Here is a 22,886-nt window from a genome sequence, read left to right on the forward strand (position 1 = left end):
AGCTGTTCGGCGTGGGAGAGGTGGCTTTGCGTGCGTGTGCTGGGTGTGGATCCCGGTCTGACTCGGTGCGGATTCGGGGTGGTGGACGGCGGGAGCGGCCGCACCGTCACCCCGATCGCCGTCGACGTGGTCCGGACCCCGGCCGACCTCGAGTTGGCGTCCAGGCTGCTGCGCATCTCCGAAGCGGCCGAATCGTGGATCGATCTGCACCGGCCCGAGGTCGTGGCGATCGAGCGGGTGTTCTCCCAGCACAACGTGCGCACCGCGATGGGCACCGCGCAGGCGGGTGGCGTCGTCGCCCTCGTCGCCGCGCGCCGCGGCATCCCCGTGTGTTTCCATACCCCCAGTGAGGTCAAGGCCGCCGTCACCGGGAGTGGCTCGGCAGACAAGGCTCAGGTGACGGCGATGGTGACGCGCATCCTCAAACTGGCGGCCGCACCCAAACCGGCCGACGCGGCGGACGCGCTGGCACTGGCGATCTGCCATTGCTGGCGGGCTCCGATGATCGAACGCATGGCCCGCGCCGAAGCCGCGGCCGCCGAACAGAAACGTCGCTACCAGGCCCGACTGGCCGAAGTGAAGAAGGCAGGTACACGATGATCGCGTCCGTCCGCGGCGAGGTGCTCGAGATCGCCCTCGACCATGCGGTGATCGAATCCGCCGGAGTGGGATACCGCGTGAACGCGACGCCGGCCACCCTCGGCGGACTGCAGCGGGGAACCGAGGCCCGGCTGGTCACGGCGATGATCGTCCGCGAGGACTCGATGACGCTGTACGGGTTCCCCGACTCGGAGTCCAAGGAGTTGTTCGGGCTGCTCCAGACCGTGTCCGGAGTCGGCCCGCGCCTGGCGATGGCGACCCTCGCCGTCCTCGAACCCGACGCGTTGCGGGCGGCACTGGCCGAGGGCAACGTCACGGCGCTCACGCGGGTGCCGGGCATCGGCAAGCGCGGGGCGGAGCGAATGGTCGTCGAACTGCGCGACAAGGTCGACGCCGTCGCGTCCACGGCCGGGGCGGTGCCGCTCGGTGCGGGCGGCGGCGGATCGGTCCGTGACCAGATCGTCGAAGCCCTGGTCGGGCTCGGATTCCCGGGCAAGCAGGCGGAACAGGCCACCGACGCCGTCCTCGCCGAGGCGCCCGAGTCGACCACCTCGTCCGCGCTGCGCTCCGCCCTCTCCCTGCTCGGGAAGACCAGATGAATCCCGAACCCGGCGGCGACTACGACGAGGAGTCACCGGTCTCGGCCGATCTCGTCGCCGGTGACGGCGACATCGAGGCCAGCCTGCGGCCGAAGAACCTCCACGACTTCATCGGGCAACCGCGGGTCCGGGAGCAGTTGCAACTCGTCCTGACCGGCGCCAAGATGCGCGGCGGCACCCCCGACCACATCCTCCTCTCGGGCCCGCCCGGGCTGGGGAAGACCAGCATGGCGATGATCATCGCCGCCGAACTGGGATCCTCGCTGAGGCTGACGTCGGGTCCGGCGCTGGAACGGGCGGGCGATCTGGCCGCCATGCTGAGCAATCTCGTCGAGGGCGACGTGCTGTTCATCGACGAGATCCACCGCATCGCCCGGCCTGCCGAAGAGATGCTCTACCTCGCGATGGAGGACTTCCGGGTCGACGTCGTGGTCGGCAAGGGGCCCGGTGCCACGTCCATTCCCCTCGAGGTCGCGCCGTTCACCCTGGTCGGGGCCACCACGCGCTCCGGGGCACTCACCGGGCCGCTGCGCGACCGGTTCGGCTTCACCGCACACATGGACTTCTACGAACCCGCGGAACTGAAGCAGATCCTCATGCGATCGGCGGGCATTCTCGGAGTGCAACTCGGCGAGGAGGCCGGCGCCGAGATCGCGAGCCGGTCCCGGGGCACGCCCCGCATCGCCAACCGCCTCCTCCGCCGCGTTCGCGACTACGCCGAGGTCCGGGCGGACGGCGTCGTCACCCGGGAGATCGCCCATGCTGCCCTCGCCGTCTACGACGTCGACCAACTGGGACTCGACCGTCTCGACCGGTCCGTTCTCAGTGCCCTCGTGCGCAGCTTCGGCGGCGGCCCGGTCGGGGTGTCCACCCTGGCCGTCGCGGTGGGTGAGGAGCCCGCCACCGTCGAGGAGGTGTGTGAGCCCTTCCTCGTCCGCGCCGGAATGATCGCCAGGACACCCCGCGGCCGTGTCGCCACGGCCGCCGCGTGGACGCAACTGGGCCTGACCCCGCCGCCTGACGCTGTGACCGGCGGAATCGAGGTCCGCGTCAACGAGCCGCAGGCCTCCCTGTTCGATCCGGAAGATCCCTGATCGACCCCCGGAGAAACGCCCGCGTCGTGCCGAGCGAACCGGTGTCCGGGCCGGTGATGGCACACTGGTGTATTGCATCGGTCCAACCGGGACCAGTGCTTCGGACCGTGCGACATACCTCGAGGTTGACTTACAGATGGATTTTCTCTTCCCGCTCCTGATTCTGGCGCTGCTCGTCCCCATGTTCCTGGGGATCCGCCGACAGAAGAAGGAGGCGGCCAAGGTGAGCGCTCTGCAGGACTCGCTCTCGGTCGGCGACCGCGTCCTCACGACCGCCGGTCTGCACGGCACCGTCGTCGCAATTGGTGACGAGACGATCGACCTCGAGATCGCTCCCGGCGTGGTCACCACGTGGTCGCGTCTCGTCGTCCGCGAGCAGATCGTCGACGCCCCGCTGCAGGGTGACGGTTCCATCGACCACGAGTCGATCGACGCCGAGGCCCCCGCCACCGACATCGTGCGCGAGGATCGTGAGAACGGCGGCGACAGCACGCCGCGGCTGAACAAGGATTGATCGACGCTTCCGCGGCGTAATTCCGCAGCCGTCGCGTCGCAGGCGCCCCGGGCGCGGCAACCGGGGCACAGCCCTGCGTTGCCGGTTCGGTGCGCTGTGAACGTTCCCACCCGAACTGCACGTACTGAGGAGACATAGAGATCGTGGCACCTTCCACAGGATCGGTGCATCCCGTCCGCTACCTCACCGTTTTCGCGGTGCTCGTGGCGGTTCTGTATGCCCTGGTGTTCTTCACCGGCGACAAGTCCGCGACACCCAAGCTGGGCATCGACCTGCAAGGTGGGACCCGAGTCACCCTCACCGCACGCACCCCGGACGGCAGCAAGCCGACGCCGGACAGCCTGCGGCAGGCCCAGGAGATCATCGAGACCCGTGTGAACGGACTCGGCGTGTCCGGCTCCGAGGTGGTCATCGACGGCGACAACCTCGTCATCACCGTCCCCGGCGACGACAGCGCACAGGCGCGTTCGCTCGGCCAGACGGCGCGGTTGTACGTCCGTCCCGTCCAGACGTCGCAGGCCGCGGCTCCTGCCGGCACGCAGGCACCCGCCGCCGGTGAGACGCCGGCCCCGACTCCCGCCGGAACCGAGACTCCCGCGCCCCAGAACCGGCCGTTCCCGGCTCAGGATCCGTCGACCTCTCCCGAGCCGGCTCCGACCGCGGAACCGGCGCCCGCCGACGCCTCCGGTACCGAGACCGCCGAGGCGGCCGACGAGATCGCGGCAGCGCGGGCCACGCGTCAGAGCACCGACCCGGCCGTACAGCAGCAGGCCATGGCGACACTCGACTGCAGCGTGCCCGACCCGCTGCGCGGCAACGACGACCCGGCCCTGCCGCTCGTCGCGTGCTCCACCGACGGTCAGGCCGTGTACCTGCTCGAACCGGCGATCATCGACGGACAGGAGATCGCCGACGCGACGTCCGGCTACAACTCCCAGCAGTCGCGGCACGAGGTGAGCCTGACGTTCAAGTCCGAGGGCAGCAACACCTGGGCCACGTTCACGTCGCAGAACATCGGCAAGCAGGCCGCGTTCACGCTCGACTCCAAGGTGGTGAGCGCACCGGTCGTCCAGGGCGCGACACCCGCAGGCAGCTCGACGTCGATCACCGGCTCGTTCACCGCGGAAAGCGCGAAAGAACTCGCGAACACCCTGAAGTACGGCTCGCTGCCGCTGTCGTTCGCGGCGTCGGAGGCGGAGACCGTGTCGGCGACGCTGGGTCTCGCCTCGCTGGAGGCCGGTCTCATCGCCGGTCTGGTGGGTCTGGTCCTGGTGCTGCTCTACTGCCTGCTCTACTACCGCATGCTCGGGGTGCTGACGGCGCTGTCGCTGGTGCTGTCCGGTGTGATGGTCTACGCGATCATGGTGCTGCTCGGCCGGTACATCAATTTCACCCTCGACCTCGCGGGCATCGCCGGTCTGATCATCGGTATCGGTATGACCGCCGACTCGTTCGTGGTGTTCTTCGAGAGAATCAAGGACGAGATGCGGGAGGGACGCAGTTTCCGGTCCGCGGTTCCGCGCGGCTGGGCCCGTGCACGCCGAACCATCCTGTCCGGTAACGCGGTCAGCTTCATCGCCGCCGCGGTGCTGTACGTCCTCGCAATCGGCCAGGTGCGCGGCTTCGCGTTCACCCTCGGCCTGACCACCGTCCTCGATGTCGTCGTGGTGTTCCTGGTGACGTGGCCGCTGGTCCACCTGGCCTCGAAGTCGCCGTTCTGGTCGAAGCCCAGTGTCAACGGGCTGGGTGCCGTGCAGCAGATCGCCAAGGAACGCAAGGCTGCCGCAGCGTCGGCGAAGGAGTCACGAGTATGAGCGAATCGACCACGTCCCAGTCTGCGTCGCAGACGGACCCCGAGTCTTCGCTGTCCGATTCGGGCGTCAACCAGTCGTCGATGCCCCAGCACAGCCTGCTGTCGCGGCTCTACACCGGAACCGGCGCCTTCGAGGTGGTCGGGCGTCGGCGCTTCTACTACATCCTGACCGGCACGATCGTGTTGATCTCGTTGCTGAGCATCCTCGTCCGCGGGTTCACCCTGGGTATCGATTTCGAGGGTGGATCGCGGATCCAGTTCCCCGCCGGTGGCGGGGTGGACACCGCGCAGGTGGAGGAGGTCTACTCCGAGGCGCTGGGCATGGATCCCGTCTCGGTGCAGACGGTGGGCTCGGGTTCGAGCGCGACCGTGCAGATCCGCTCCGAGGCACTCGACGCGGCGCAGGTTGTGACGCTTCAGGACGCGTTGTACGACGAGTTCCAGCCGAAGGACAGTGACGGCAACGTCAGCAAGAACGTGATCAGCATCGCCGACGTCAGCGAGACGTGGGGCGGGCAGATCACCCAGAAGGCGCTGATCGCGCTGCTTGTGTTCCTGGTGATCGTGAGCGTGTACATCGCAGTCCGGTTCGAGCGTGACATGGCGATCGCCGCGATCGTCGCGCTGTTCTTCGACATCGCCGTGACCGCCGGGGTGTATTCGCTCGTCGGCTTCGAGGTGACCCCGGCGACCGTCATCGGTCTGCTGACGATTCTCGGTTTCTCGCTCTACGACTCGGTGGTGGTGTTCGACAAGGTCGAGGAGAACACGCGCGGGATTCTGCACCTGACCCGTCGCACCTACGCCGAGCAGGCGAACCTGGCGATCAATCAGACGCTGATGCGGTCCATCAACACCACGCTGATCAGCGTGTTGCCGGTGCTCGCGCTGATGGTGGTCGCGGTCTGGATGCTCGGTGTCGGAACGCTGAAGGACCTGGCGCTGGTGCAGCTCGTCGGCATCATCGTCGGCGCCTATTCGTCGATCTTCTTCGCGACCCCCCTGCTGGTCACGCTGAAGGAGCGGTGGGGTCCGGTGGCCGCGCACACGCGCAAGGTCCTCGCTCGCCGGGCGACCCTGGCACAGGGCGGTGCCCAGAAGGCCGGTACCCCGGCGGCCGAGGTCGCAGCATCCGCGCCGCTCGCCGCCGTCCCGCGCCGCCGGTCGGCGGCGACCGCTCCCACTCCGGGCTCACGTCCCACCGGGAAGCGCAACAAGAAGAGGCACTGACATGCCCGCATCGCACAGCACCCGGCGCGGTGCGCACACCCGACGCGGCCGGATTACGGCCGTGTCGGGTGCCGGCCTCCTCGCGACCGTGGTCCTCGCCGGATCGCTCGTCGGATGTTCCGAGGAGGGTGAGCAGATCCCGTCGATCGGGTACGCCATCGACAACACCGTCACCACCTACAACGCCAACAGCGTCGCGGGTGCGGTGTCGGGGGCGCGTCAGGCGTTCGCGCGGGTGCTGCCCGGGTTCAACTACACGGGGCCGGAAGGCGGACCGGTGGCCGACACGGACATCGGCACCGCCAACGCGATGCCCGGGGACGCCCTCACCATCCAGTACAAGCTCAATCCGAACTCCGTCTACTCCGACGGCGTACCGATGTCCTGCGACGATCTGGTGCTGACGTGGGCGGCGAACAGTGGCCGTTTCCCGATGTTCGATGCGGCGAGCACCGCCGGCTACTCGGATATCGACCGGGTCGACTGCCAGACGGGCGCGAAGGATGCCGTCGTCACGTTCAAGGCGGGACGCACTGTCACCGACTGGAAGTCGCTGTTCGGCGCGACGTCGATGATGCCGGCGCACGTGGTCGCCGGTGCTGCCGGCGTGCCCGACATCGTGGCCGCCGTGCAGAATTCGGACGCGGGCGCATTGACGCGCGTCGCGGACTTCTGGAACGACGGATGGACGATGGCGCCCGGCGACCTCGACCTCGCCAAGTTCCCCGCGTCCGGCCCCTACAAGGTCGAATCGTTCTCCGAGGACGAGGGCCTCGTGCTGGTGGCCAACGACCGCTGGTGGGGGAACCGTCCGGCCACGTCCCGGATCGTGGTGTGGCCCAAGTCTTCCGACGTGAGTGCGCGGATCGGTGACGGTTCGGTCGAGGTGGTCGACGTCGCCGCCGGATCGGCACCGGACCTGGATCTCGGCGGGTTCGACGTGACGGAGGTGCCGTCGCGCAGCGTCGAGCAGTTCGTCCTGTCCACCTCGGGCCTGTTCGAGAACGCGGCCGGACGGCGGGCGTTCGCGGCGTGCCTGCCCCGGGAGGAGCTGGCGTCGAAGTTCGGGATCGCCACGGAGCCGGACGAGGCAGGCGCGGCGTCCGGGGGCCCGGTCGACACCCGGGTCACCGCCCCCGACAGTCTTGTTCACGAGTCGGTGGCCGGTGCCGTCGGCGGGCGGTACGAGACGGCGGACACCGCAGCGGCGGCGGATGCACTGGCCGACACCGGCAACACGTCGGCGACCGTCCGTGTCGGATACCTGGGTCCGAACCCGCGTCGTGCCGAGATCGTGGCGGCGGTGGCAGCGGCGTGTGCCCCGGCCGGTATCACCGTGCAGGACGTCGCGTCGCCCGAGTTCACGCCGTCGATGCTGCGCGAGGGGCAGGTGGACGTGGTCCTCGCTGGCACGGCCGCCGCTCCCGGCGCCGCAGGCACGGCGGCGGCCACGACCGCGATGTACGCCCTCCGCAGCGGTATCCGATCGAACTTCGGGGACTACAGCAACGGCCGCGTCGATCAGATCGTCGATCAACTCGCGGTCGACAGCTCCACCGCCGCCCAGCTGTCGTTGTCGACGGAGGCGGAGAACATCCTGTGGTCGGACGTGCCCACGGTGCCGCTGTTCGACCAGCCGCGGACCGTCGCGTTCGCAACAGGTTTGCAGGCGGGAGCAGTCAATCCGACGCGTTCGGGCGCCGGCTGGAACATGGACAGGTGGGTTCTGCGCAGGTGATCGACCATTCTTCGGCGCGTGACGCCGTCAACCGGCTCACCCGGTGGGCCGACGACTTTCCGCAACCCGGGGTGCGGTTCGCCGATCTGACGCCGGTCTTCTCCGACGCGGACGGTTTCCGCGTCGTCGTCGACGCGCTCGCCGCCTGCGCCCCGGAGGCGGACGTGATTGCCGCCGTCGACGCGCGGGGGTTCCTCCTCGGCGGCGGCGTCGCCCGGGAACTGGGCTCCGGTGTGGTGGCCGTGCGGAAGTCGGGCAAACTGCCGCCGCCCGTGCTGTCGCAGTCGTACACCCTCGAATACGGAACGGCCACGCTGGAGATTCCGAGCGGATCGATCGGTCTGGACGGGCGCTCGGTGCTCGTCGTCGACGACGTCCTGGCCACCGGCGGAACCCTCGACGCCACGGCGCGACTGGTGGAATCCGCAGGTGCCCGGGTGATCGGTGTCGCCGTGGTCCTGGAGATCGCCGCGCTGGGTGGCCGGGAGCGGCTCGGAAAGTACCCGCTCACGTCCCTCGTCACGGTCTGAGTACTAAAGTTGTGCCTGGTGGTCGTCACGGCCACCGGGGCACATGCCCGAGACCAACCAGGGCCGCACGGCCCGAGCCATTTCAGTGGTAGGAGGTGACGGCATGACTTCGAATCTTGATCGGTCGCAGAACACGGGATCAACCTCGTCTGCGCAATCCGATGCCGAGTCACCTGCAGCGAACCCGGCTTCCGGCAACAACCGTGGAGCACAGGGATTCGCCGTTCCGGCGTCCGCATCGCGCCGGGTACGAGCGCGACTCGCCCGGCGCATCACGGGTCAGCGGAACACGACCATCCGGCCGGTTCTCGAACCCCTCGTCAGCCTGCATCGCGAGCTCTATCCGAAGGCGGACCTGGCGCTCCTGCAACGCGCCTACGACGTCGCGGAGGAGCGGCACGCCAGCCAGCGCCGCAAGTCGGGCGACCCGTACATCACGCATCCGCTCGCCGTCGCCAGCATCCTCGCCGAACTAGGGATGGACACGACCACGCTGGTCGCGGCCCTGCTCCACGACACCGTCGAAGACACCGGCTACTCCCTCGAGCAGTTGACCGACGAGTTCGGCGAAGAGGTCGCCCACCTCGTCGACGGCGTCACCAAACTCGACAAGGTGGTACTCGGCAACGCCGCCGAGGGCGAAACCATCCGCAAGATGATCATCGCGATGGCCCGCGACCCCCGCGTGCTGGTGATCAAGGTGGCCGACCGGCTCCACAACATGCGGACCATGCGGTTCCTGCCGCCCGAGAAGCAGGCCCGCAAGGCCCGCGAAACGCTCGAGGTGATCGCGCCCCTGGCCCACCGGCTGGGCATGGCGACCGTGAAGTGGGAACTCGAGGACCTGTCCTTCGCGATCCTGCATCCCAAGAAGTACGACGAGATCGTGCGGCTCGTCGCAGACCGTGCGCCGTCCCGCGACACCTACCTCGCGAAGGTTCGCGCGGAAATCAACGCGACGCTGACGGCCTCGCGCATCAACGCCGTCGTCGAGGGCAGGCCCAAGCACTACTGGTCGATCTACCAGAAGATGATCGTCAAGGGCCGCGACTTCGACGACATCCACGACCTGGTCGGCGTGCGAATCCTGTGCGACGAGGTCCGCGACTGCTATGCGGCCGTCGGCGTCGTCCACTCGCTGTGGCAGCCGATGGCGGGCCGGTTCAAGGACTACATCGCGCAGCCGCGCTACGGCGTCTACCAGTCGCTGCACACCACCGTGGTCGGGCCGGAGGGCAAACCCCTCGAAGTGCAGATCCGCACCCACGACATGCACCGGACCGCCGAGTTCGGTATCGCCGCGCACTGGCGGTACAAGGAGACCAAGGGCAGGCACTCCGGTGACGTCGCCGAGGTCGACGACATGGCGTGGATGCGTCAGCTCCTCGACTGGCAGCGTGAGGCCGCCGACCCGGGGGAGTTCCTCGAGTCGCTCCGCTACGACCTCGCGGTCAAGGAGATCTTCGTCTTCACCCCCAAGGGCGACGTGGTGACGCTGCCCGCCGGGTCGACACCCGTCGACTTCGCGTACGCCGTGCACACGGAGGTCGGGCACCGGTGTATCGGCGCCCGGGTCAACGGCAGGCTGGTGGCGCTCGAACGCAAGCTCGAGAACGGCGAGGTCGTGGAGGTCTTCACGTCGAAGGCCGTCAACGCAGGCCCGAGCCGCGACTGGCAGACGTTCGTCGTCTCCCCGCGCGCCAAGACGAAGATCCGGCAATGGTTCGCCAAGGAACGTCGTGAAGAGGCGCTCGAGGCGGGCAAGGACGCCATCGCGAAGGAGGTGCGGCGGGTCGGGCTGCCGCTGCAGCGCCTGATGAACGCCGAATCGATGGCGTCCATCGCGCACGAACTGCACTACACCGACGTGTCGATGCTGTACACGGCCGTCGGTGAGAGCCACGTGTCGGCGCAGCACGTCGTCCAGCGTCTGGTGGCCCACCTGGGCGGTGTCGGCGACGTCGAGGAGGAGCTGGCCGAGCGGTCGACTCCGTCCACGATGCCGATGCGCCCTCGGAGCACCGGCGACGCGGGTGTGCTGGTTCCCGGCGCAGAGGGCACGGTCGCCAAGCTGGCCAAGTGCTGCACACCGGTTCCCGGCGACGAGATCATGGGTTTCGTGACCCGGGGCGGCGCGGTCAGTGTTCACCGCACCGACTGCACCAACGCGGGCTCTCTGCAGGAGCAGTCCGAGCGCATCATCGAGGTCAAGTGGGCGCCGTCGCCGTCGTCGGTGTTCCTGGTGGCCATCCAGATCGAGGCACTCGATCGGCACCGGCTGCTGTCGGACGTGACGAAGGCGCTCGCGGACGAGAAGGTCAACATCCTGTCCGCGTCCGTGACGACGTCCGGCGACCGGGTGGCGATCAGCAAGTTCACGTTCGAGATGGGCGACCCGAAGCACCTCGGGCACGTGCTGAACGTGGTCCGCAACGTCGAGGGCGTGTACGACGTGTACCGGGTGACGTCCGCCGCGTAGCACCGACGAACGGGACGGTCGCTCGATCTGATCGAACGACCGTCCCGTTCGTGTAGCCGGGGGGAGAGGGTCAGCCGACCTTCACGGTCTCGATCTGGACCGGGGTGTTGGGCTTGCCGCCGCCTGCGGACATGGATCCGTCGTCGCCGTCCGCCGCGATCTTCTCGACGGTCGCGAGGCCCTCCTCGGAGATCGTCCCGAACACGGTGTAGTTGGGCGGGAGCACCGAGTCGGCGTAGACGAGGAAGAACTGGCTGCCGTTGCTGCCGGGTGTCCCGCTGTTCGCCATCGCGACGGTGCCGCGCGGGTAGACCACCGGATTCGCGAGTGCCGGATCGTTCGGCGCGAACGCCGTCTCCGGGTACTCGGTGGTGAATCCGTAGCCCGGTCCGCCGGTGCCCTTCCCGCTGGGATCGCCGCACTGCAGGACCTGCAGGCCGAGCTCCGTGGTCAGCCGGTGGCAGGGTGTGTCGTCGAAGTAGCCCTGCTGGGCCAGGCTCGTGAAGCTGTTGACCGTGCACGGGGCTTCGGCGCGGTCGAGGACCAGGCCGATCGGTCCGGCGCTGGTCTGGAGGTCGACCGGGACGGTGCCTTCGGTGGAGACCCCGGAAGTGGGCGGCGGGGTGACGTCCTTGGCGGCGGGCTGCCCGGCCGGATACGTGCAGTCCACGGTGGCCGCGGCCGGCGCCGGGACCGGCGGCAGCGTGCCGAACTTGGACAGATCGAGCGACTGTTCCGCCGCGCTCGTGGGGGCCGCCTTCGACGAGGTGCCGGTCGACGAGCCGTCGGAGTCGGACGAATCCGAACAGCCGGCGAGGAGGACCGCGAGGCTCACGCCTGCGACGAGGATCGAGGTGCGTTTCATCGGTCCATCCTCACACGAGACCTCAGTCCATCCGGACGGATGTGATGTCGATAGGCAGGTTCGGCTTGCCGCCGCCGGCCTGCATCGATCCGTCGTCACCGGCCGCCGCCACCTTCTCGATGGTCGCGAGACCGGTCTCGTCGACCTTCCCGAACGCGGTGTACTGCGGGGGCAGCTGCGAGTCGGCGTAGACGAGGAAGAACTGGCTGCCGTTGCTGTCGGGCTGACCGCTGTTGGCCATCGCGATGGTGCCGCGCGGGTACGTCACCGGCACCTGCAGGGACGGATCCGATGCCTCGTACTGGTCGGTGGGGAATTCGTTGGCGAAGCCGTAACCGGGACCGCCGGTGCCTGCGCCCGTGGGATCACCGCACTGCAGGACCTTCAGTCCCTCGGACGTGACGAGCCGGTGGCACGGGGTGTTGTCGAAGTAGTTCTGGCTCGCCAGGCTCAGAAAGTTGTTGACGGTGCACGGGGAGTCGGCGTTGTCCAGGATCAGGCCGATGTTGCCCTGCGTAGTCTGCATGCTGACGCTGACTTCCTGGAGGGTGGTGTCGATGTCGTCGGTGCGCGGCGGGTTCACCTGCTTCGCCGGCGGCTGAGTGCCGGGGGTGTACGTGCAGGACACCTTCTCGGGCAGCGGTTCGGACCGGCCCGCCGGCATCACACCGGGCGACTGCGGCGACGCCGACACCGACTCGGCCGCCGACGCATCCGTCGCGTCGTCGTCGCTGCTGGTGAGGGCGAAGACGACGGCGCCCGCCGCCACCACGAGCACGACACCGAGCACCGAACCGGCGATGGTCAGCTGCTTACGCTTGCGTGCTCTGTCGGCGCGGCGTTCGAGCTGACGCTCGAGCTTTCGTTTGGCTGCTTCCCGGCGCTGCTCGTTGCTCGGCACTGCGGTGGTCCTCCCGTATCGGTCTGTCTGGCAGTCGGTCGATCGATATAGCAGTTGGTCGGTGCAAACTACCCCCGGCACACGACCTCCAGAGTCTGCCATCCGAACCTGAGAACATCCTGCCGGGGCGGCGGCTTAGGCTGTAGCGACTGCAATGTCCACTCGAACAGGAGCCTCACAGGTGCTCGTCACAGGATTCCCGGCCGGGATGTTTCAGACCAACTGCTACATCCTCGCGCAGGACGATGCCCAGGAATGCGTCGTCGTCGACCCAGGACAGGACGCCGCCGAACCGTTGTTCGAGTTCCTGGACCAGTCGAATCTCACGCCGACCGCGGTGCTCCTGACCCACGGTCACCTCGACCACGTCTGGAACGCCTACGACGTCTGCGAGAAGTTCGGTATCCCCGCGTACATCCATCCCGAGGACCGGTACATGCTGTCGGACCCCGGCCGCGGCATCGGACCGACGATGAAGCCGTTCATCGAGGGCATGACGTTCGTCGAGCCCGGCGAGGTGATCGCGCTTGCCGACGGCGACGTGATCGAGCAGGCCGGGATGTCGTTCGCTGTGGACCACACCCCGGGGCACACGCAGGGGTCCGTGGTCTTCCGGACCCGCGTGGCCACCGAGAACGGCCCCGTCGAGATCGCCCTCACCGGTGACACGCTGTTCCAGGGGTCGATCGGTCGTAGCGACCTGCCCGGCGGCAACCACGAACAGTTGTTGCAGTCCATCGCCGACAAGCTTCTGATCCTCGCCGACGACACCGCGGTCCTGCCCGGGCACGGCGGGTCGAGCACCGTCGGTGCCGAACATGGGTCGAACCCCTTTCTCGTTGGACTCTCGGGATCGAAATAAGGAAAAGTAACGACAGTGAGCAAAGCCAGCACCTTCTCCGCCCCCAAGGGCGTCCCCGATTACGTCCCGCCGCAGTCGTCCGAGTTCGTCGCGGTCCGTGACGGACTCACGCGCGCTGCGCGACTGGCCGGATACGGCCACATCGAACTTCCCATCTTCGAGGACACCGGGTTGTTCGCCCGCGGCGTCGGCGAGTCCACCGACGTCGTCAGCAAGGAGATGTACACGTTCGCCGACCGCGGTGATCGTTCGGTGACCCTGCGGCCGGAGGGCACGGCGGGCGTCATGCGGGCCGTGATCGAACACGGCCTGGACCGCGGCCAGTTGCCGGTGAAATTGAGCTACGCCGGACCGTTCTTCCGTTATGAGCGCCCGCAGGCCGGTCGTTACCGCCAGTTGCAGCAGGTCGGGGTGGAGGCCATCGGTGTCGACGACCCCGCCCTCGACGCCGAGGTCATCGCCATCGCCGACGCCGGTTTCCGCGGCCTCGGCCTCGACGGGTTCCGGTTGGAGATCACCTCCCTCGGAGACGACACGTGCCGGCCGCAGTACCGGGAACGGTTGCAGGAGTTCCTGTTCGCGCTTCCCCTCGACGAGGAGACGCGTCGGCGGGCGGAGATCAACCCGCTGCGCGTGCTCGACGACAAGCGCAAGGAGGTGCGCGAGATGACGGCGGACGCACCGCTCATGCTCGATCACCTCTCGGACACGGCGAAGGCGCACTTCGACGAGGTGCTCGCACACCTCGACGCGCTGGGTGTGCCGTACGTGGTGAACCCGCGAATGGTCCGCGGCCTCGACTACTACACGAAGACGACGTTCGAATTCGTCCACGACGGTCTCGGCGCGCAGTCGGGTATCGGTGGCGGCGGACGGTACGACGGTCTGATGGCTCAGCTCGGCGGTCAGCCGCTGTCCGGCATCGGTTTCGGGCTCGGTGTCGACCGGACCGTCCTGGCGCTCGCTGCCGAGGGCAAGACCGCAGGCTCGACCGCTCGCTGTGAGGTCTTCGGCGTCCCGCTGGGCGAGGAAGCGAAGGCGAAGCTGGTGGTGATCGCACAGCAGTTGCGCGCCCAGGGGATTCGAGTCGATCTCGCGTACGGCAACCGCGGGGTGAAGGGCGCGATGAAGGCCGCCGACCGATCCGGCGCCGCGCTGGCACTCGTGCTCGGCGACCGCGACATCGCCGACGGGACGGTGGGAATCAAGAATCTCGCCACCGGAGATCAGGAATCGGTCTCCTCGGCGGATGTCGTCGCACGCGTCGGAGCCATCCTTGGCGCGTGACGACACCGCGTCGGTGTCACTCGACCTCGTTCCGATCGAGTTGATCGCGCCGCGACTCAAGCGGGTCGCGGCGATCGCCGTGCTGATCGGTGTGGTGGTCGGCGTCATCGTCGGGTTCTTCGGGCCCGTGTGGGTCGGTGTGACGGTCGGGGCCGTGATCGCGGTCCCGACCGCCGCCTCCGCGCTCCTCACGTTGCGGCGTCGAGTCACACTGCAGACCGGGCGAATCCGGTCGACCGGGGGACTGCGCAGCCGGCACGTCGACGTCACGAGGGCGGTCGCGGCGGAACTGGTGGTCCGTTCGGCTCGGGTCAGCGAGGTGAGCGTGCGGATCACGGACCCCGACGGGAGCCTCGCGATACCGCTCGCCCTCTACACGACCGACGGCGGCCGTGAACTCGAGATCCTCGGGCTCCGCAGGCTGGCCGACGCCCTGACGACGAGCGAACTGGTGCCGGCCGCCGCGATCGCGTCGGTGCTCATCGAGCAGCTCCGTGCGGAAGCGCGCGGCGCGGGCCTTCCCGAACGCCCCCTGTTCCGGGCCGTGGAACTGGTGCGTTCGGAAGGCCGCGTGCCCACCACCACGCTCACCGATCACGAGGTGGCAGCGCTCCTCGACTGAGCGATCAGCTCTGGTCGCCGAACGGAGTGTCGTCCAGGTCTTCGCCGCCGATCACGGCGGGCGCGACCATGGGGAGGTCGCCGACGAACGCGTTGTTCTCGCCGGCGTTGACGAGGTGGCTCGGTGTGGACCGCCCGCTCAGCTGGTCGTCGCCGCCGCGCCCGGCGCCCGCCATCCCCGCCCCGCCCATCCCGCCCATGGCTCCGCCGGGTGCGAGAGGGGACGAGGCGGCGGCCGGAGCGGCGCCGGGTGCGGGAGCGGTCCCCGGTGTCGCCGGGGGCACAACCGGCCCGGTGATCGTTCCGCGGGGTACGGAACCACTGCCCGCGGAGACGCTTCCGCCCGCGCCGCCGCCGTACATGCCGATGCCCGCGCCGCCGGCGATGCCCACAGCACCCGGAACTCCGCCCGCTGCCCCGTGTGCGGGGGTGACCGCGGATTTCGCCGACCGGGCGTCGGCAGGCAGGTCCGACGAGGAGACGCTCGCCGCCTGGGTGCTCGCCGACACCAGGTCGCCGACACCGTCGGTGACGGTGGAGATCATCGGTTTGCCCACACCCTCGATCACGGTGGACGCGATGGCGAACGGTGACGTCGGTGCGGCTCCCGCCACGGCTCCGGGCGCCGGGGGCGACGGTACCGGAACCGGGGCGGCCAGACCGTTCATCGTGAGGGTCTGTTCGTTGAGTTCGGTGCGCGTCTGCGTCACGACCCCGATTGCAGCCTTGAGGTGCTCGGCCGCGGACGCGAGCAGCATCGCCTGCCCGGGCGGCGTCATCACCATCGGCGCGGCGGCGACCGCGGTGGCCGCGAACGACTCCGAAATCGTCATGAGGTTCGCATTGCCCCGCGCCACGGACGCGGCGGCGGTCTGCGTCGTCGTGGAGATCTCCGTGCCGCGTTCGCTCAGTTCCGTGCCGCTGGACTGAGCCTGCAGGCCCTGCGACTGCGCCGCCTGTGCTGCCTGGCTCTGCCAGACCTGGTCGAGCACCTTCAGCCCCGACATGCTCATCGACATCGCTTGGTCGATCATGCCCGAGGACATGTCGAGGAGGGAAGTCGGATCGAACGAGCCGAACGTGCCGGTGCCGAAACTCCCGGCGAGATCGGTGAGCGGCTTGAACAACTCGTCCACGCCCGGCAGTCCGGGCAGCCCGTGACCCTGCAGCAGCGCCTCCACGGGGTTCGGCGGCAACGGCGGCAGTGGAGGTAGCGGCGGAAGGGCAGGCAGCGGCGGCAGGTCACCGAGCGTATCGAGGAACGGACCGAGCGGTGAGTTCTGCAGGGCCTCGAGTGGAGTGCTCGGCAGTGGCGTGGCGAGGGCGTCGCCGACGGGCGTTCCCTGGATCAGGTCGAGGATCGACCCGTGCTCCCCAGGATTTCCGGTGGATTCGGGGGACGTCATGCGAGACCTCCGATCCCGTCGCCGACGCCGCCGAGCGCAGCGCCGTTGGCGCCGTCGACGGAGTCGTAGGAATCGGCGGTGGCATGGGCCGCGACCGCGGTCTGCGCGTAGTGAGACGCGAGTTCGGCGACCGACTTGGCGTGATTCGCCTGTGCGGCGGCGAAGGATGCGAGAAAGTCGGCGCCGATCGGGCCGAACACGGGCGCGAGTGCCGCGAGATTCGCGCCGAGGTCGAGTGCGGCGGCCCCGCTGATCTGTTCGGCGGCCTGCGCAGCGGTGGCGCCGTAGTTCCTGATGCCGTCCGTGACGACAAAGACATCGCTCAAGATACCCCCCCAGTGATAAGCGTTCTCCAGACTTTATCTCACGGGACCGACGTGCACGGCTAGAGGCGAACGGGTGTTCCGCCTGCCGCCTCGGCGAGCAGTGCCCGCGACTTCGCCCGGATTTCGTCCATCGGCTTCGTCCATCCGAGAGCGCGGAGGCAGGCGTCGGCGAGGAGTCCGGCGGCGCCCTCGTTCTCGGGTCCGGGGAGCAGTCCGCGTTCGATGTCGGCGCGGGTTGCGATGGCGCTCTCGACTATTCGGAACGGCAGGTCGGTCAGGGCGGGGGAGGTGTCGCCGGAATCGTCGGTGATTTCCGTGAGGGCCCGGTCCGCCAGCTGCCGGTAGTGCCACCGCAGCAGGGTTCGCTGGGCGCGGAACGGCTCGAACCGATCGGTCAGCAGTTCCGGAAGAAGATACAGCGCACCGAGATTCCATTTGGTGGTGGTGAGTTGCGTGACGTCGTAGGTGGCCAGCGCGTGCAGGCGCACCGTGGCGGGCGCCGCGGCGTCTGCGAGCCGTCCGGCGGCGGCGAGCGCTGGGGACACCGTCTCCTCGAGGAGGGCCACCAGGATCTCCTCCTTGTTGGGGAAGTGGTGGTAGAGCGATGCCTGCCGGATGCCGACCATCTCGGCGATCTGCCGAGTGGACGTGGCTGCGAAACCCTTGGTGGTGAACAACTCTCCGGCGGCGTCGAGTATCTCCTCGGGCGTGGTCTGCCCTGGTCTGCGCTGACTGGTCAGTCGGGGTCGTCCCGGCCCTGTGGTCACCGCTCCATGATGTCAGGTCGCTCTCGGGGCCGGCGGTCTCCACCCGCCGTGAGGGTTTCGTCATGCTCCCGAAACGTAGGCAACGATGCTGTTACGGCCGGCCGCGATCTGGATACGCGGGCGTCACCCATCGAGGCCTCTCCCCGAGAAAACTATCGAGCGACAGATATTGCTCTCGCCGAAGGAGTAAGCCCTTGAGTACACCCACAAGGACTGCGCAAGTGCTGACCGCGCCTGCCGCACCTCCCCGCCCGTCCGGCGGAACCGGCGTCGACGACACGGGCGATCTCGGCGAATTCGGCTACGAACAGCAACTTCACCGTTCCCTCGGCAAGTTCGCGTCGTTCGCCGCCGGCTTCTCATTCGTCTCCATCCTCACCACCATCTTTCAGCTCTTCGGGCTCGGATTCGGATTCGCCGGCCCCGCCTTCTTCTGGACGTGGCCGGTGGTGTTCGTCGGCCAGTTCATGGTTGCGCTCAATTTCGCCGAACTGGCCGCCCGGTACCCCATCTCGGGGGCGATCTACCAATGGTCACGCCGGATGGGCGGTGAGGTGGTCGGCTGGTTCGCCGGATGGTTCATGATCCTCGCGCAGATGGTGACGGCCTCCGCCGCGGCCATCGCCCTGCAGGTCGTGCTCCCGAACGTGTGGAGCGGATTCCAGATCATCGGTGAGGACAGCACGTTGACGTCCGCGAGTGGCGCCGCCAACGCGGTGCTGCTGGGCTCGGTCCTCCTCGTGCTGACCACGTTCATCAACTGCATCGGCGTCAACTGGATGTCCAGGATCAACAACATCGGTGTGACCTGCGAGATCGTCGGGGTCATCGCGGTGATCGGCATGTTCCTCACCCACGCCCAGCGCGGACCGGAGGTCGTGTTCGACACGGGCACGGCCGGGGCGTCACCCGGGTACGGATGGGCGTGGATCGTGTCGGGTCTGATGGCGGCCTACGTCATGGTCGGATTCGGTTCCGCGGGCGAACTCGCCGAGGAGACGCGGAATCCGCGCCGGGTGGCGCCGCGCACGATCCGCCTCGCGCTGTCCGTGTCTGCGCTCGGCGGTGGACTGATGATCATCGGCGCGCTGATGGCCGCGCCGAGCCTGACCGACGGCCGGCTCGCCGCCGAGGGCCTGCCGTACGTGCTCTCGTCGATCCTCAGCTCGCCCTGGGGCACCCTCCTCCTCGTCGACGTCGCGATCGCCGTGTTCGTCTGCACGCTCGCCATCCAGACGGCGGCGTCCAGGCTGGTGTTCTCGATGGCCCGCGACGGACGGCTGCCCGCCTCGCAGATCCTGTCGACGGTGAATACCCGCACCGGAACGCCCATCGCGCCGTCCGTTCTGATCGGCCTGGTCTGCATCGGCATCCTCGCGGTCAACGTCGGGAACTCTGCGATCTTCGCGACCCTGTCGAGCGTCTGCATCATCCTGATCTATCTCGCCTACCTGATGGTCACCGTGCCGCTCCTGCTGCGCAGGCTGAAGGGTTGGCCGCACGGTGGACCGCAGGTCGATGCGGACGGCCGGACGCTGTTCTCGCTCGGACGGTTCGGACTGCCCGTCAACATTCTGGCGGTCGGCTACGGCGCGCTGATGGTCGTCAACCTGTCCTGGCCGCGCGCCGAGATCTTCGACCCCAGCGGCGACTACCCCCTCCTGCGGTGGGCCGCCCCCGTCACCGTCGCCGCCGTGGTCGCGCTCGGAATCGCATGCTTCCCGCGCGGCCGTACGACCCCCAACCCCGTCACGATCGGAGCCTGACATGACCTCAGTGGACACCTCGACCACCAGCGCCGCGAAGGAACACGCGCGTGCCCAGTCGGGAGTGGTCACCGACTCGATGCCGGTGGTCCCGGCGTCGTCCTGGCCCACTCCACCGGCCGACATCGATCCGGCACTGCTCACGTGGGCGGAGACGGTGCCCGGTGGCCGGTACACCACGAAGGTGCTGGGCCGTGGCACACGACTGCGACTGCGTGACCTCGACGGCCGGGCCTGCGCCCACCTGCTGCTGTACCGGGCGGACGCGCCGTGGGAGCGACTCAACGTCGCGGACACCGTGAAGGTGCCATGGCAGGCGTACCTGGGGGCGGGGCATCCGTTGCTCTCCGATCAGGGGCGCGTGCTCGCGACGCTCGTGTCGGACGGGTCCGGGCGGCACGACGCCCTGTGCGGCACCACGTCGCTCGTCTCGAACACCGCGAGATACGGTGACGGCAGCCTGCATTCGGCGTCCCCGGCCGGCCGTGAACTCTTCACCGTGGCGGCGGCGAAGCACGGACTCGAGCGGCGCGACCTCCCGCCCTCGCTGTCGTTCTTCCACGGGGTGCGGGTGGGGGAGGACGGGTCGCTGAGCAGCATCGGATCCGCCGGCGCGGACGCCGCGATCGATCTCGTGATCCACCTCCCGGTGATCGTCCTGATCGCCAACACGGCGCACCCGCTCGATCCTTCCCCGACGTACGACACGACCGCGCTCGAAGTGCTCGCCTGGACCGGCGCCGACGTGGCCGAGCCCATCGACGCCGATCCGGAGTACCGACGCGCCTTCCTCAACACCGAAGACGTCTGGGCTGCAGCGCAGCGCCAGGGACGGGAGCAGGCATGACCACCACCATCGAGACCGCACCGCTGGTACCGGGAACGGTGATCCTGGACGAGGAGGTCGGCGCCCGCGGACCCTGGTCCACCGTCGTCGTGGCCGGTGACGTCCTGACCATCGTGGATCTGTGCGGCAACCAGGCCGTGGACACCCTGATCTATGCGGCCGACGATCACCGGCAACGCTACTCGGCCGCCGCGACGGTGTCGGCGCAGCGCAATCTGTTCCTGACCACGGGAAGTGTCCTCCGCACCGACGATCACGACGCGCTGATGACGCTCGTCGCCGACGAGGTCGGTTCCCACGACACGGTGGGCGGCGCCTGCTCGCAGGAGTCGAACACCCTGCGGTACGGCCACCACACCAAGCACCAGCACGCCTGCGTCGAGAACTTCCTCGCCGAAGGATCCCGGTGGGGGATCGGCAAGCGGGACCTGGTGTCGAACATCAACTTCTTCATGAACGTTCCCGTCGACGCCGACGGCACGCTCGGAATCGTCGACGGCCTCTCCGCACCCCGCCGCCGTCTGGCACTCCGCGCGGAGCGTGATGTTCTGGTACTCGTGTCCAATTGCCCGCAGATCAACAACCCCTGCAACGGTTTCGACCCGACCCCGGTGCGGATGATCGTGACCCGGCCGGCGGGAGCGCAGGCATGAGCGCCAAGATCACCGTGCACCGGCCCGGAATGCTCACCACGGTGCAGGACTTCCCCGGACGGACCGGGTACTGGCACGTCGGTGTGCCGCCGTCGGGGCCGATGGACGACCTGTCGTTCCGGCTCGGCAACACCGCACTGGGCAACGATGAGGGCGCCGCCGGAATCGAATGCGCCATGTCCGGTCCCGCACTGCAGTTCGACGAGGACACGGTGGTGTGTGTGACGGGCGCGCCCGCCCCGGTCACCGTCGACGGAGTGCTGCAGGCGCAGTGGCGTCCGGTGCGGGTTCCGGCAGGCGCAGTCCTGGACGTCGGCGCGGTGGCAGGACCCGGTCTCCGCATCTACGTACTCGTCCAGGGCGGACTCGACGTCGACGACTTCCTCGGCAGCGCCTCGACGTTCACGCTCGGTAAGTTCGGCGGATATCAGGGCCGCACGCTGCGGCAGGGCGATGTTCTCGCGGTCGGCGAGCACACCGGCGCCCGCGCGGCCGCCGTTCCCGCCGAATACGTTCCGGCCCTGTGCAGTCGCTGGGAGATCGCGGTCACCGAGGGCCCGCACGGCGCACCCGAGTTCTTCACCCGCACCGACATCGACACGCTGTACCGGACCGACTACGAGGTGCACTTCAACTCGGACCGCACCGGGGTGCGGCTGATCGGACCCAAGCCCGACTGGGCCCGCACGGACGGCGGCGAGGCGGGACTGCATCCGTCCAACATCCACGACAACGCGTATTCGGTCGGCGCTCTGGACTTCACGGGGGACACCCCGATCCTCCTGGGCCCGGACGGACCGAGCCTCGGTGGGTTCGTCTGCCCTGTCACGGTCGTCTCCGCGGAACGCTGGAAGCTCGGACAACTGGCCCCCGGCGATACGGTGCGTTTCGTGCCGATCAAGGCCGACCGGGCCGCGTCCGCCCGGACGCTGGGGCCCGCACGGCGGGCGGCGCACTCGACGGTCTTCTCCACCACCGGTGACCGCGACGACGGCGTGATCGCCCGGCGCGACGGCGAGACCGCCGTGACGTACCGGCGGTCCGGCGACGACAACGTCCTGGTCGAGTACGGCGACATGACCCTCGACCTCGCACTGCGGGCCCGCGCGCACGCGCTGCACCAGCGTCTCGAGGTCGAGAAGCCGGCCGGGCTCCTCGACCTGACGCCGGGCATCCGCTCGCTGCAGGTCCGGGTCGACCCCGACGTGCTGCCGATCCCGAAGCTCATGGGGCTGCTCGGCGAGGCGGAGGACGCCCTGCCCGCGGCGAACGAACTCGTGGTGCCGAGCCGGTCCGTGCGGATGCCGCTGTCGTGGGACGACCCCTCGACGCGTGAGGCGATCCAGCGTTACATGCACGGTGTCCGTTCCGACGCACCGTGGTGCCCGTGGAACATCGAGTTCATCCGCCGCATGAACGGGCTCGGCAGCGTCGACGACGTCTTCGACACCGTCTTCGGAGCGGAGTACATGGTGCTCGGGCTCGGTGACGTCTACCTCGGCGCACCCGTCGCGACACCACTCGACCCGCGGCATCGGCTGGTTACCACGAAGTACAACCCGGCCCGCACGTGGACGCCGGAGAACGCGGTCGGTATCGGCGGGGCATACCTGTGCATCTACGGAATGGAGGGTCCGGGCGGCTACCAGTTCGTCGGCCGAACCACCCAGGTGTGGAACCATCGGCATCCCGAGAAGTCGGGCCCGTTCGAGGACGGTACCCCCTGGCTGCTGCGCTTCTTCGACCGGATCTCCTGGTACCCCGTGGAACCGGACGAGTTGATGGACCTGCGATCCGACGTCGCAGCCGGTCGCGGCGGCGGCATCGAGATCACCGAGGGCACGTTCTCGCTCGCCGAGCACCAGCAGTTCCTCACGGCGAACGCCGAATCGATCGGCGACTTCCGAGCCGAGCAGACCGTCGCGTTCGCCGCCGAGCGGCAACGATGGTCCGCGGCAGGGGAGTTCGCGACGGTGGGCTGATCCGCG

At 68.7% G+C, this 22,886-nt stretch carries 21 protein-coding genes; 16 read left to right on the top strand and 5 right to left on the bottom strand.

The features are described 5' to 3' along the window. Window positions 1-30 precede the first annotated feature (30 nt). The 9 genes from ruvC to FND50_RS16740 all read left to right on the top strand — a co-directional run bounded on the left by ruvC (window position 31) and on the right by FND50_RS16740 (window position 10,597). Window positions 31-600 carry a crossover junction endodeoxyribonuclease RuvC gene (ruvC, locus tag FND50_RS16695; RefSeq protein ID WP_144286405.1) on the top strand — a complete coding sequence of 190 codons (570 nt, stop codon included), beginning with the start codon at window positions 31-33 and terminating at the stop codon, window positions 598-600. Further along, on the top strand, window positions 597-1,199 hold the full coding sequence (ruvA, locus tag FND50_RS16700; protein WP_144286406.1) for a Holliday junction branch migration protein RuvA: 603 nt from the start codon (window positions 597-599) through the stop codon (window positions 1,197-1,199). Before ruvC ends, ruvA begins: the two co-directional genes overlap by 4 nt. Beyond that, window positions 1,196-2,293: a Holliday junction branch migration DNA helicase RuvB gene (gene ruvB / locus FND50_RS16705; RefSeq protein WP_005564209.1), complete on the top strand. Its 1,098-nt coding sequence runs from the start codon at window positions 1,196-1,198 to the stop codon at window positions 2,291-2,293. Before ruvA ends, ruvB begins: the two co-directional genes overlap by 4 nt. Window positions 2,294-2,429: 136 nt before the next feature. Then, window positions 2,430-2,807, top strand: coding sequence for a preprotein translocase subunit YajC (yajC, locus tag FND50_RS16710; protein WP_144286407.1), 378 nt, complete (start codon window positions 2,430-2,432; stop codon window positions 2,805-2,807). 143 nt (window positions 2,808-2,950) lie between these two features. After that, window positions 2,951-4,621 (top strand): protein translocase subunit SecD, encoded by a 1,671-nt coding sequence (gene secD / locus FND50_RS16715; protein WP_144286408.1) that lies wholly within the window; start codon window positions 2,951-2,953, stop codon window positions 4,619-4,621. Next, complete coding sequence (gene secF, locus FND50_RS16720; protein WP_144286409.1) at window positions 4,618-5,850, top strand: protein translocase subunit SecF; 1,233 nt, start codon at window positions 4,618-4,620, stop codon at window positions 5,848-5,850. Before secD ends, secF begins: the two co-directional genes overlap by 4 nt. A gap of 1 nt (window position 5,851) precedes the next feature. Further along, complete coding sequence (locus tag FND50_RS16725) at window positions 5,852-7,588, top strand: ABC transporter substrate-binding protein (protein WP_144286410.1); 1,737 nt, start codon at window positions 5,852-5,854, stop codon at window positions 7,586-7,588. Continuing rightward, window positions 7,585-8,118: an adenine phosphoribosyltransferase gene (locus tag FND50_RS16730; RefSeq protein WP_051055384.1), complete on the top strand. Its 534-nt coding sequence runs from the start codon at window positions 7,585-7,587 to the stop codon at window positions 8,116-8,118. Before FND50_RS16725 ends, FND50_RS16730 begins: the two co-directional genes overlap by 4 nt. 103 nt (window positions 8,119-8,221) lie before the next feature. After that, the gene (locus FND50_RS16740; protein WP_005241006.1) at window positions 8,222-10,597 is read left to right on the top strand and encodes a bifunctional (p)ppGpp synthetase/guanosine-3',5'-bis(diphosphate) 3'-pyrophosphohydrolase; all 2,376 of its coding nucleotides are present in this window, start codon (window positions 8,222-8,224) and stop codon (window positions 10,595-10,597) included. Window positions 10,598-10,667: 70 nt separating this feature from the next. Here the strand turns inward: FND50_RS16740 and FND50_RS16745 are convergent, their stop codons facing one another. Together FND50_RS16745 and FND50_RS16750 are read right to left on the bottom strand one after the other, a co-directional pair. Further along, window positions 10,668-11,462 (bottom strand): peptidylprolyl isomerase, encoded by a 795-nt coding sequence (locus FND50_RS16745; protein WP_144286412.1) that lies wholly within the window; start codon window positions 11,460-11,462, stop codon window positions 10,668-10,670. A 22-nt stretch (window positions 11,463-11,484) separates the two neighbouring features. Next, window positions 11,485-12,363, bottom strand: coding sequence for a peptidylprolyl isomerase (locus FND50_RS16750; protein ID WP_144286413.1), 879 nt, complete (start codon window positions 12,361-12,363; stop codon window positions 11,485-11,487). Between the two features lie 181 nt (window positions 12,364-12,544). Here FND50_RS16750 and FND50_RS16755 point away from each other — a divergent pair, with 181 nt between their 5' ends. Genes FND50_RS16755 through FND50_RS16765 form a run of 3 tightly spaced genes read left to right on the top strand, consistent with a single transcriptional unit; the run spans window position 12,545 to window position 15,134 of the window. Next, window positions 12,545-13,225 (top strand): MBL fold metallo-hydrolase, encoded by a 681-nt coding sequence (locus FND50_RS16755; protein WP_186301295.1) that lies wholly within the window; start codon window positions 12,545-12,547, stop codon window positions 13,223-13,225. 15 nt (window positions 13,226-13,240) lie between these two features. Beyond that, entirely contained in the window at window positions 13,241-14,512 is a 1,272-nt protein-coding gene (hisS, locus tag FND50_RS16760) for a histidine--tRNA ligase (protein WP_005260893.1), read from the top strand. Continuing rightward, the gene (locus FND50_RS16765) at window positions 14,475-15,134 is read left to right on the top strand and encodes a hypothetical protein (protein WP_186301296.1); all 660 of its coding nucleotides are present in this window, start codon (window positions 14,475-14,477) and stop codon (window positions 15,132-15,134) included. Before hisS ends, FND50_RS16765 begins: the two co-directional genes overlap by 38 nt. Window positions 15,135-15,138: 4 nt before the next feature. Here FND50_RS16765 and FND50_RS16770 read toward each other — a convergent pair whose 3' ends face one another. From FND50_RS16770 to FND50_RS16780, 3 genes are read right to left on the bottom strand one after another with little or no spacing between them, the layout of a single operon-like run. Next, window positions 15,139-16,539: a hypothetical protein gene (locus FND50_RS16770; protein ID WP_144286416.1), complete on the bottom strand. Its 1,401-nt coding sequence runs from the start codon at window positions 16,537-16,539 to the stop codon at window positions 15,139-15,141. Then, window positions 16,536-16,865 (bottom strand): type VII secretion target, encoded by a 330-nt coding sequence (locus FND50_RS16775; RefSeq protein WP_005260896.1) that lies wholly within the window; start codon window positions 16,863-16,865, stop codon window positions 16,536-16,538. The genes FND50_RS16770 and FND50_RS16775 overlap by 4 nt, the downstream gene beginning before the upstream one ends. A gap of 59 nt (window positions 16,866-16,924) precedes the next feature. Next, a complete protein-coding gene (locus FND50_RS16780; RefSeq protein WP_144286417.1) occupies window positions 16,925-17,632 on the bottom strand; it encodes a TetR/AcrR family transcriptional regulator in 708 nt (235 codons plus the stop codon). Between the two features lie 221 nt (window positions 17,633-17,853). Here FND50_RS16780 and FND50_RS16785 point away from each other — a divergent pair, with 221 nt between their 5' ends. Genes FND50_RS16785 through FND50_RS16800 form a run of 4 tightly spaced genes read left to right on the top strand, consistent with a single transcriptional unit; the run spans window position 17,854 to window position 22,880 of the window. Next, window positions 17,854-19,398, top strand: coding sequence for an amino acid permease (locus FND50_RS16785; protein ID WP_144289079.1), 1,545 nt, complete (start codon window positions 17,854-17,856; stop codon window positions 19,396-19,398). A 1-nt stretch (window position 19,399) separates the two neighbouring features. Then, window positions 19,400-20,245 (top strand): urea amidolyase associated protein UAAP1, encoded by an 846-nt coding sequence (locus FND50_RS16790; RefSeq protein WP_144286418.1) that lies wholly within the window; start codon window positions 19,400-19,402, stop codon window positions 20,243-20,245. Further along, window positions 20,242-20,898 carry an urea amidolyase associated protein UAAP2 gene (locus tag FND50_RS16795; RefSeq protein ID WP_144286419.1) on the top strand — a complete coding sequence of 219 codons (657 nt, stop codon included), beginning with the start codon at window positions 20,242-20,244 and terminating at the stop codon, window positions 20,896-20,898. Before FND50_RS16790 ends, FND50_RS16795 begins: the two co-directional genes overlap by 4 nt. Beyond that, the gene (locus FND50_RS16800; protein ID WP_144286420.1) at window positions 20,895-22,880 is read left to right on the top strand and encodes a 5-oxoprolinase/urea amidolyase family protein; all 1,986 of its coding nucleotides are present in this window, start codon (window positions 20,895-20,897) and stop codon (window positions 22,878-22,880) included. Before FND50_RS16795 ends, FND50_RS16800 begins: the two co-directional genes overlap by 4 nt. Window positions 22,881-22,886 lie beyond the last annotated feature (6 nt).

Origin of the sequence: Rhodococcus sp. WB9, assembly GCF_007558985.1 — a bacterium.
Taxonomy (GTDB): Bacteria; Actinomycetota; Actinomycetes; order Mycobacteriales; family Mycobacteriaceae; genus Rhodococcus_F; species Rhodococcus_F opacus.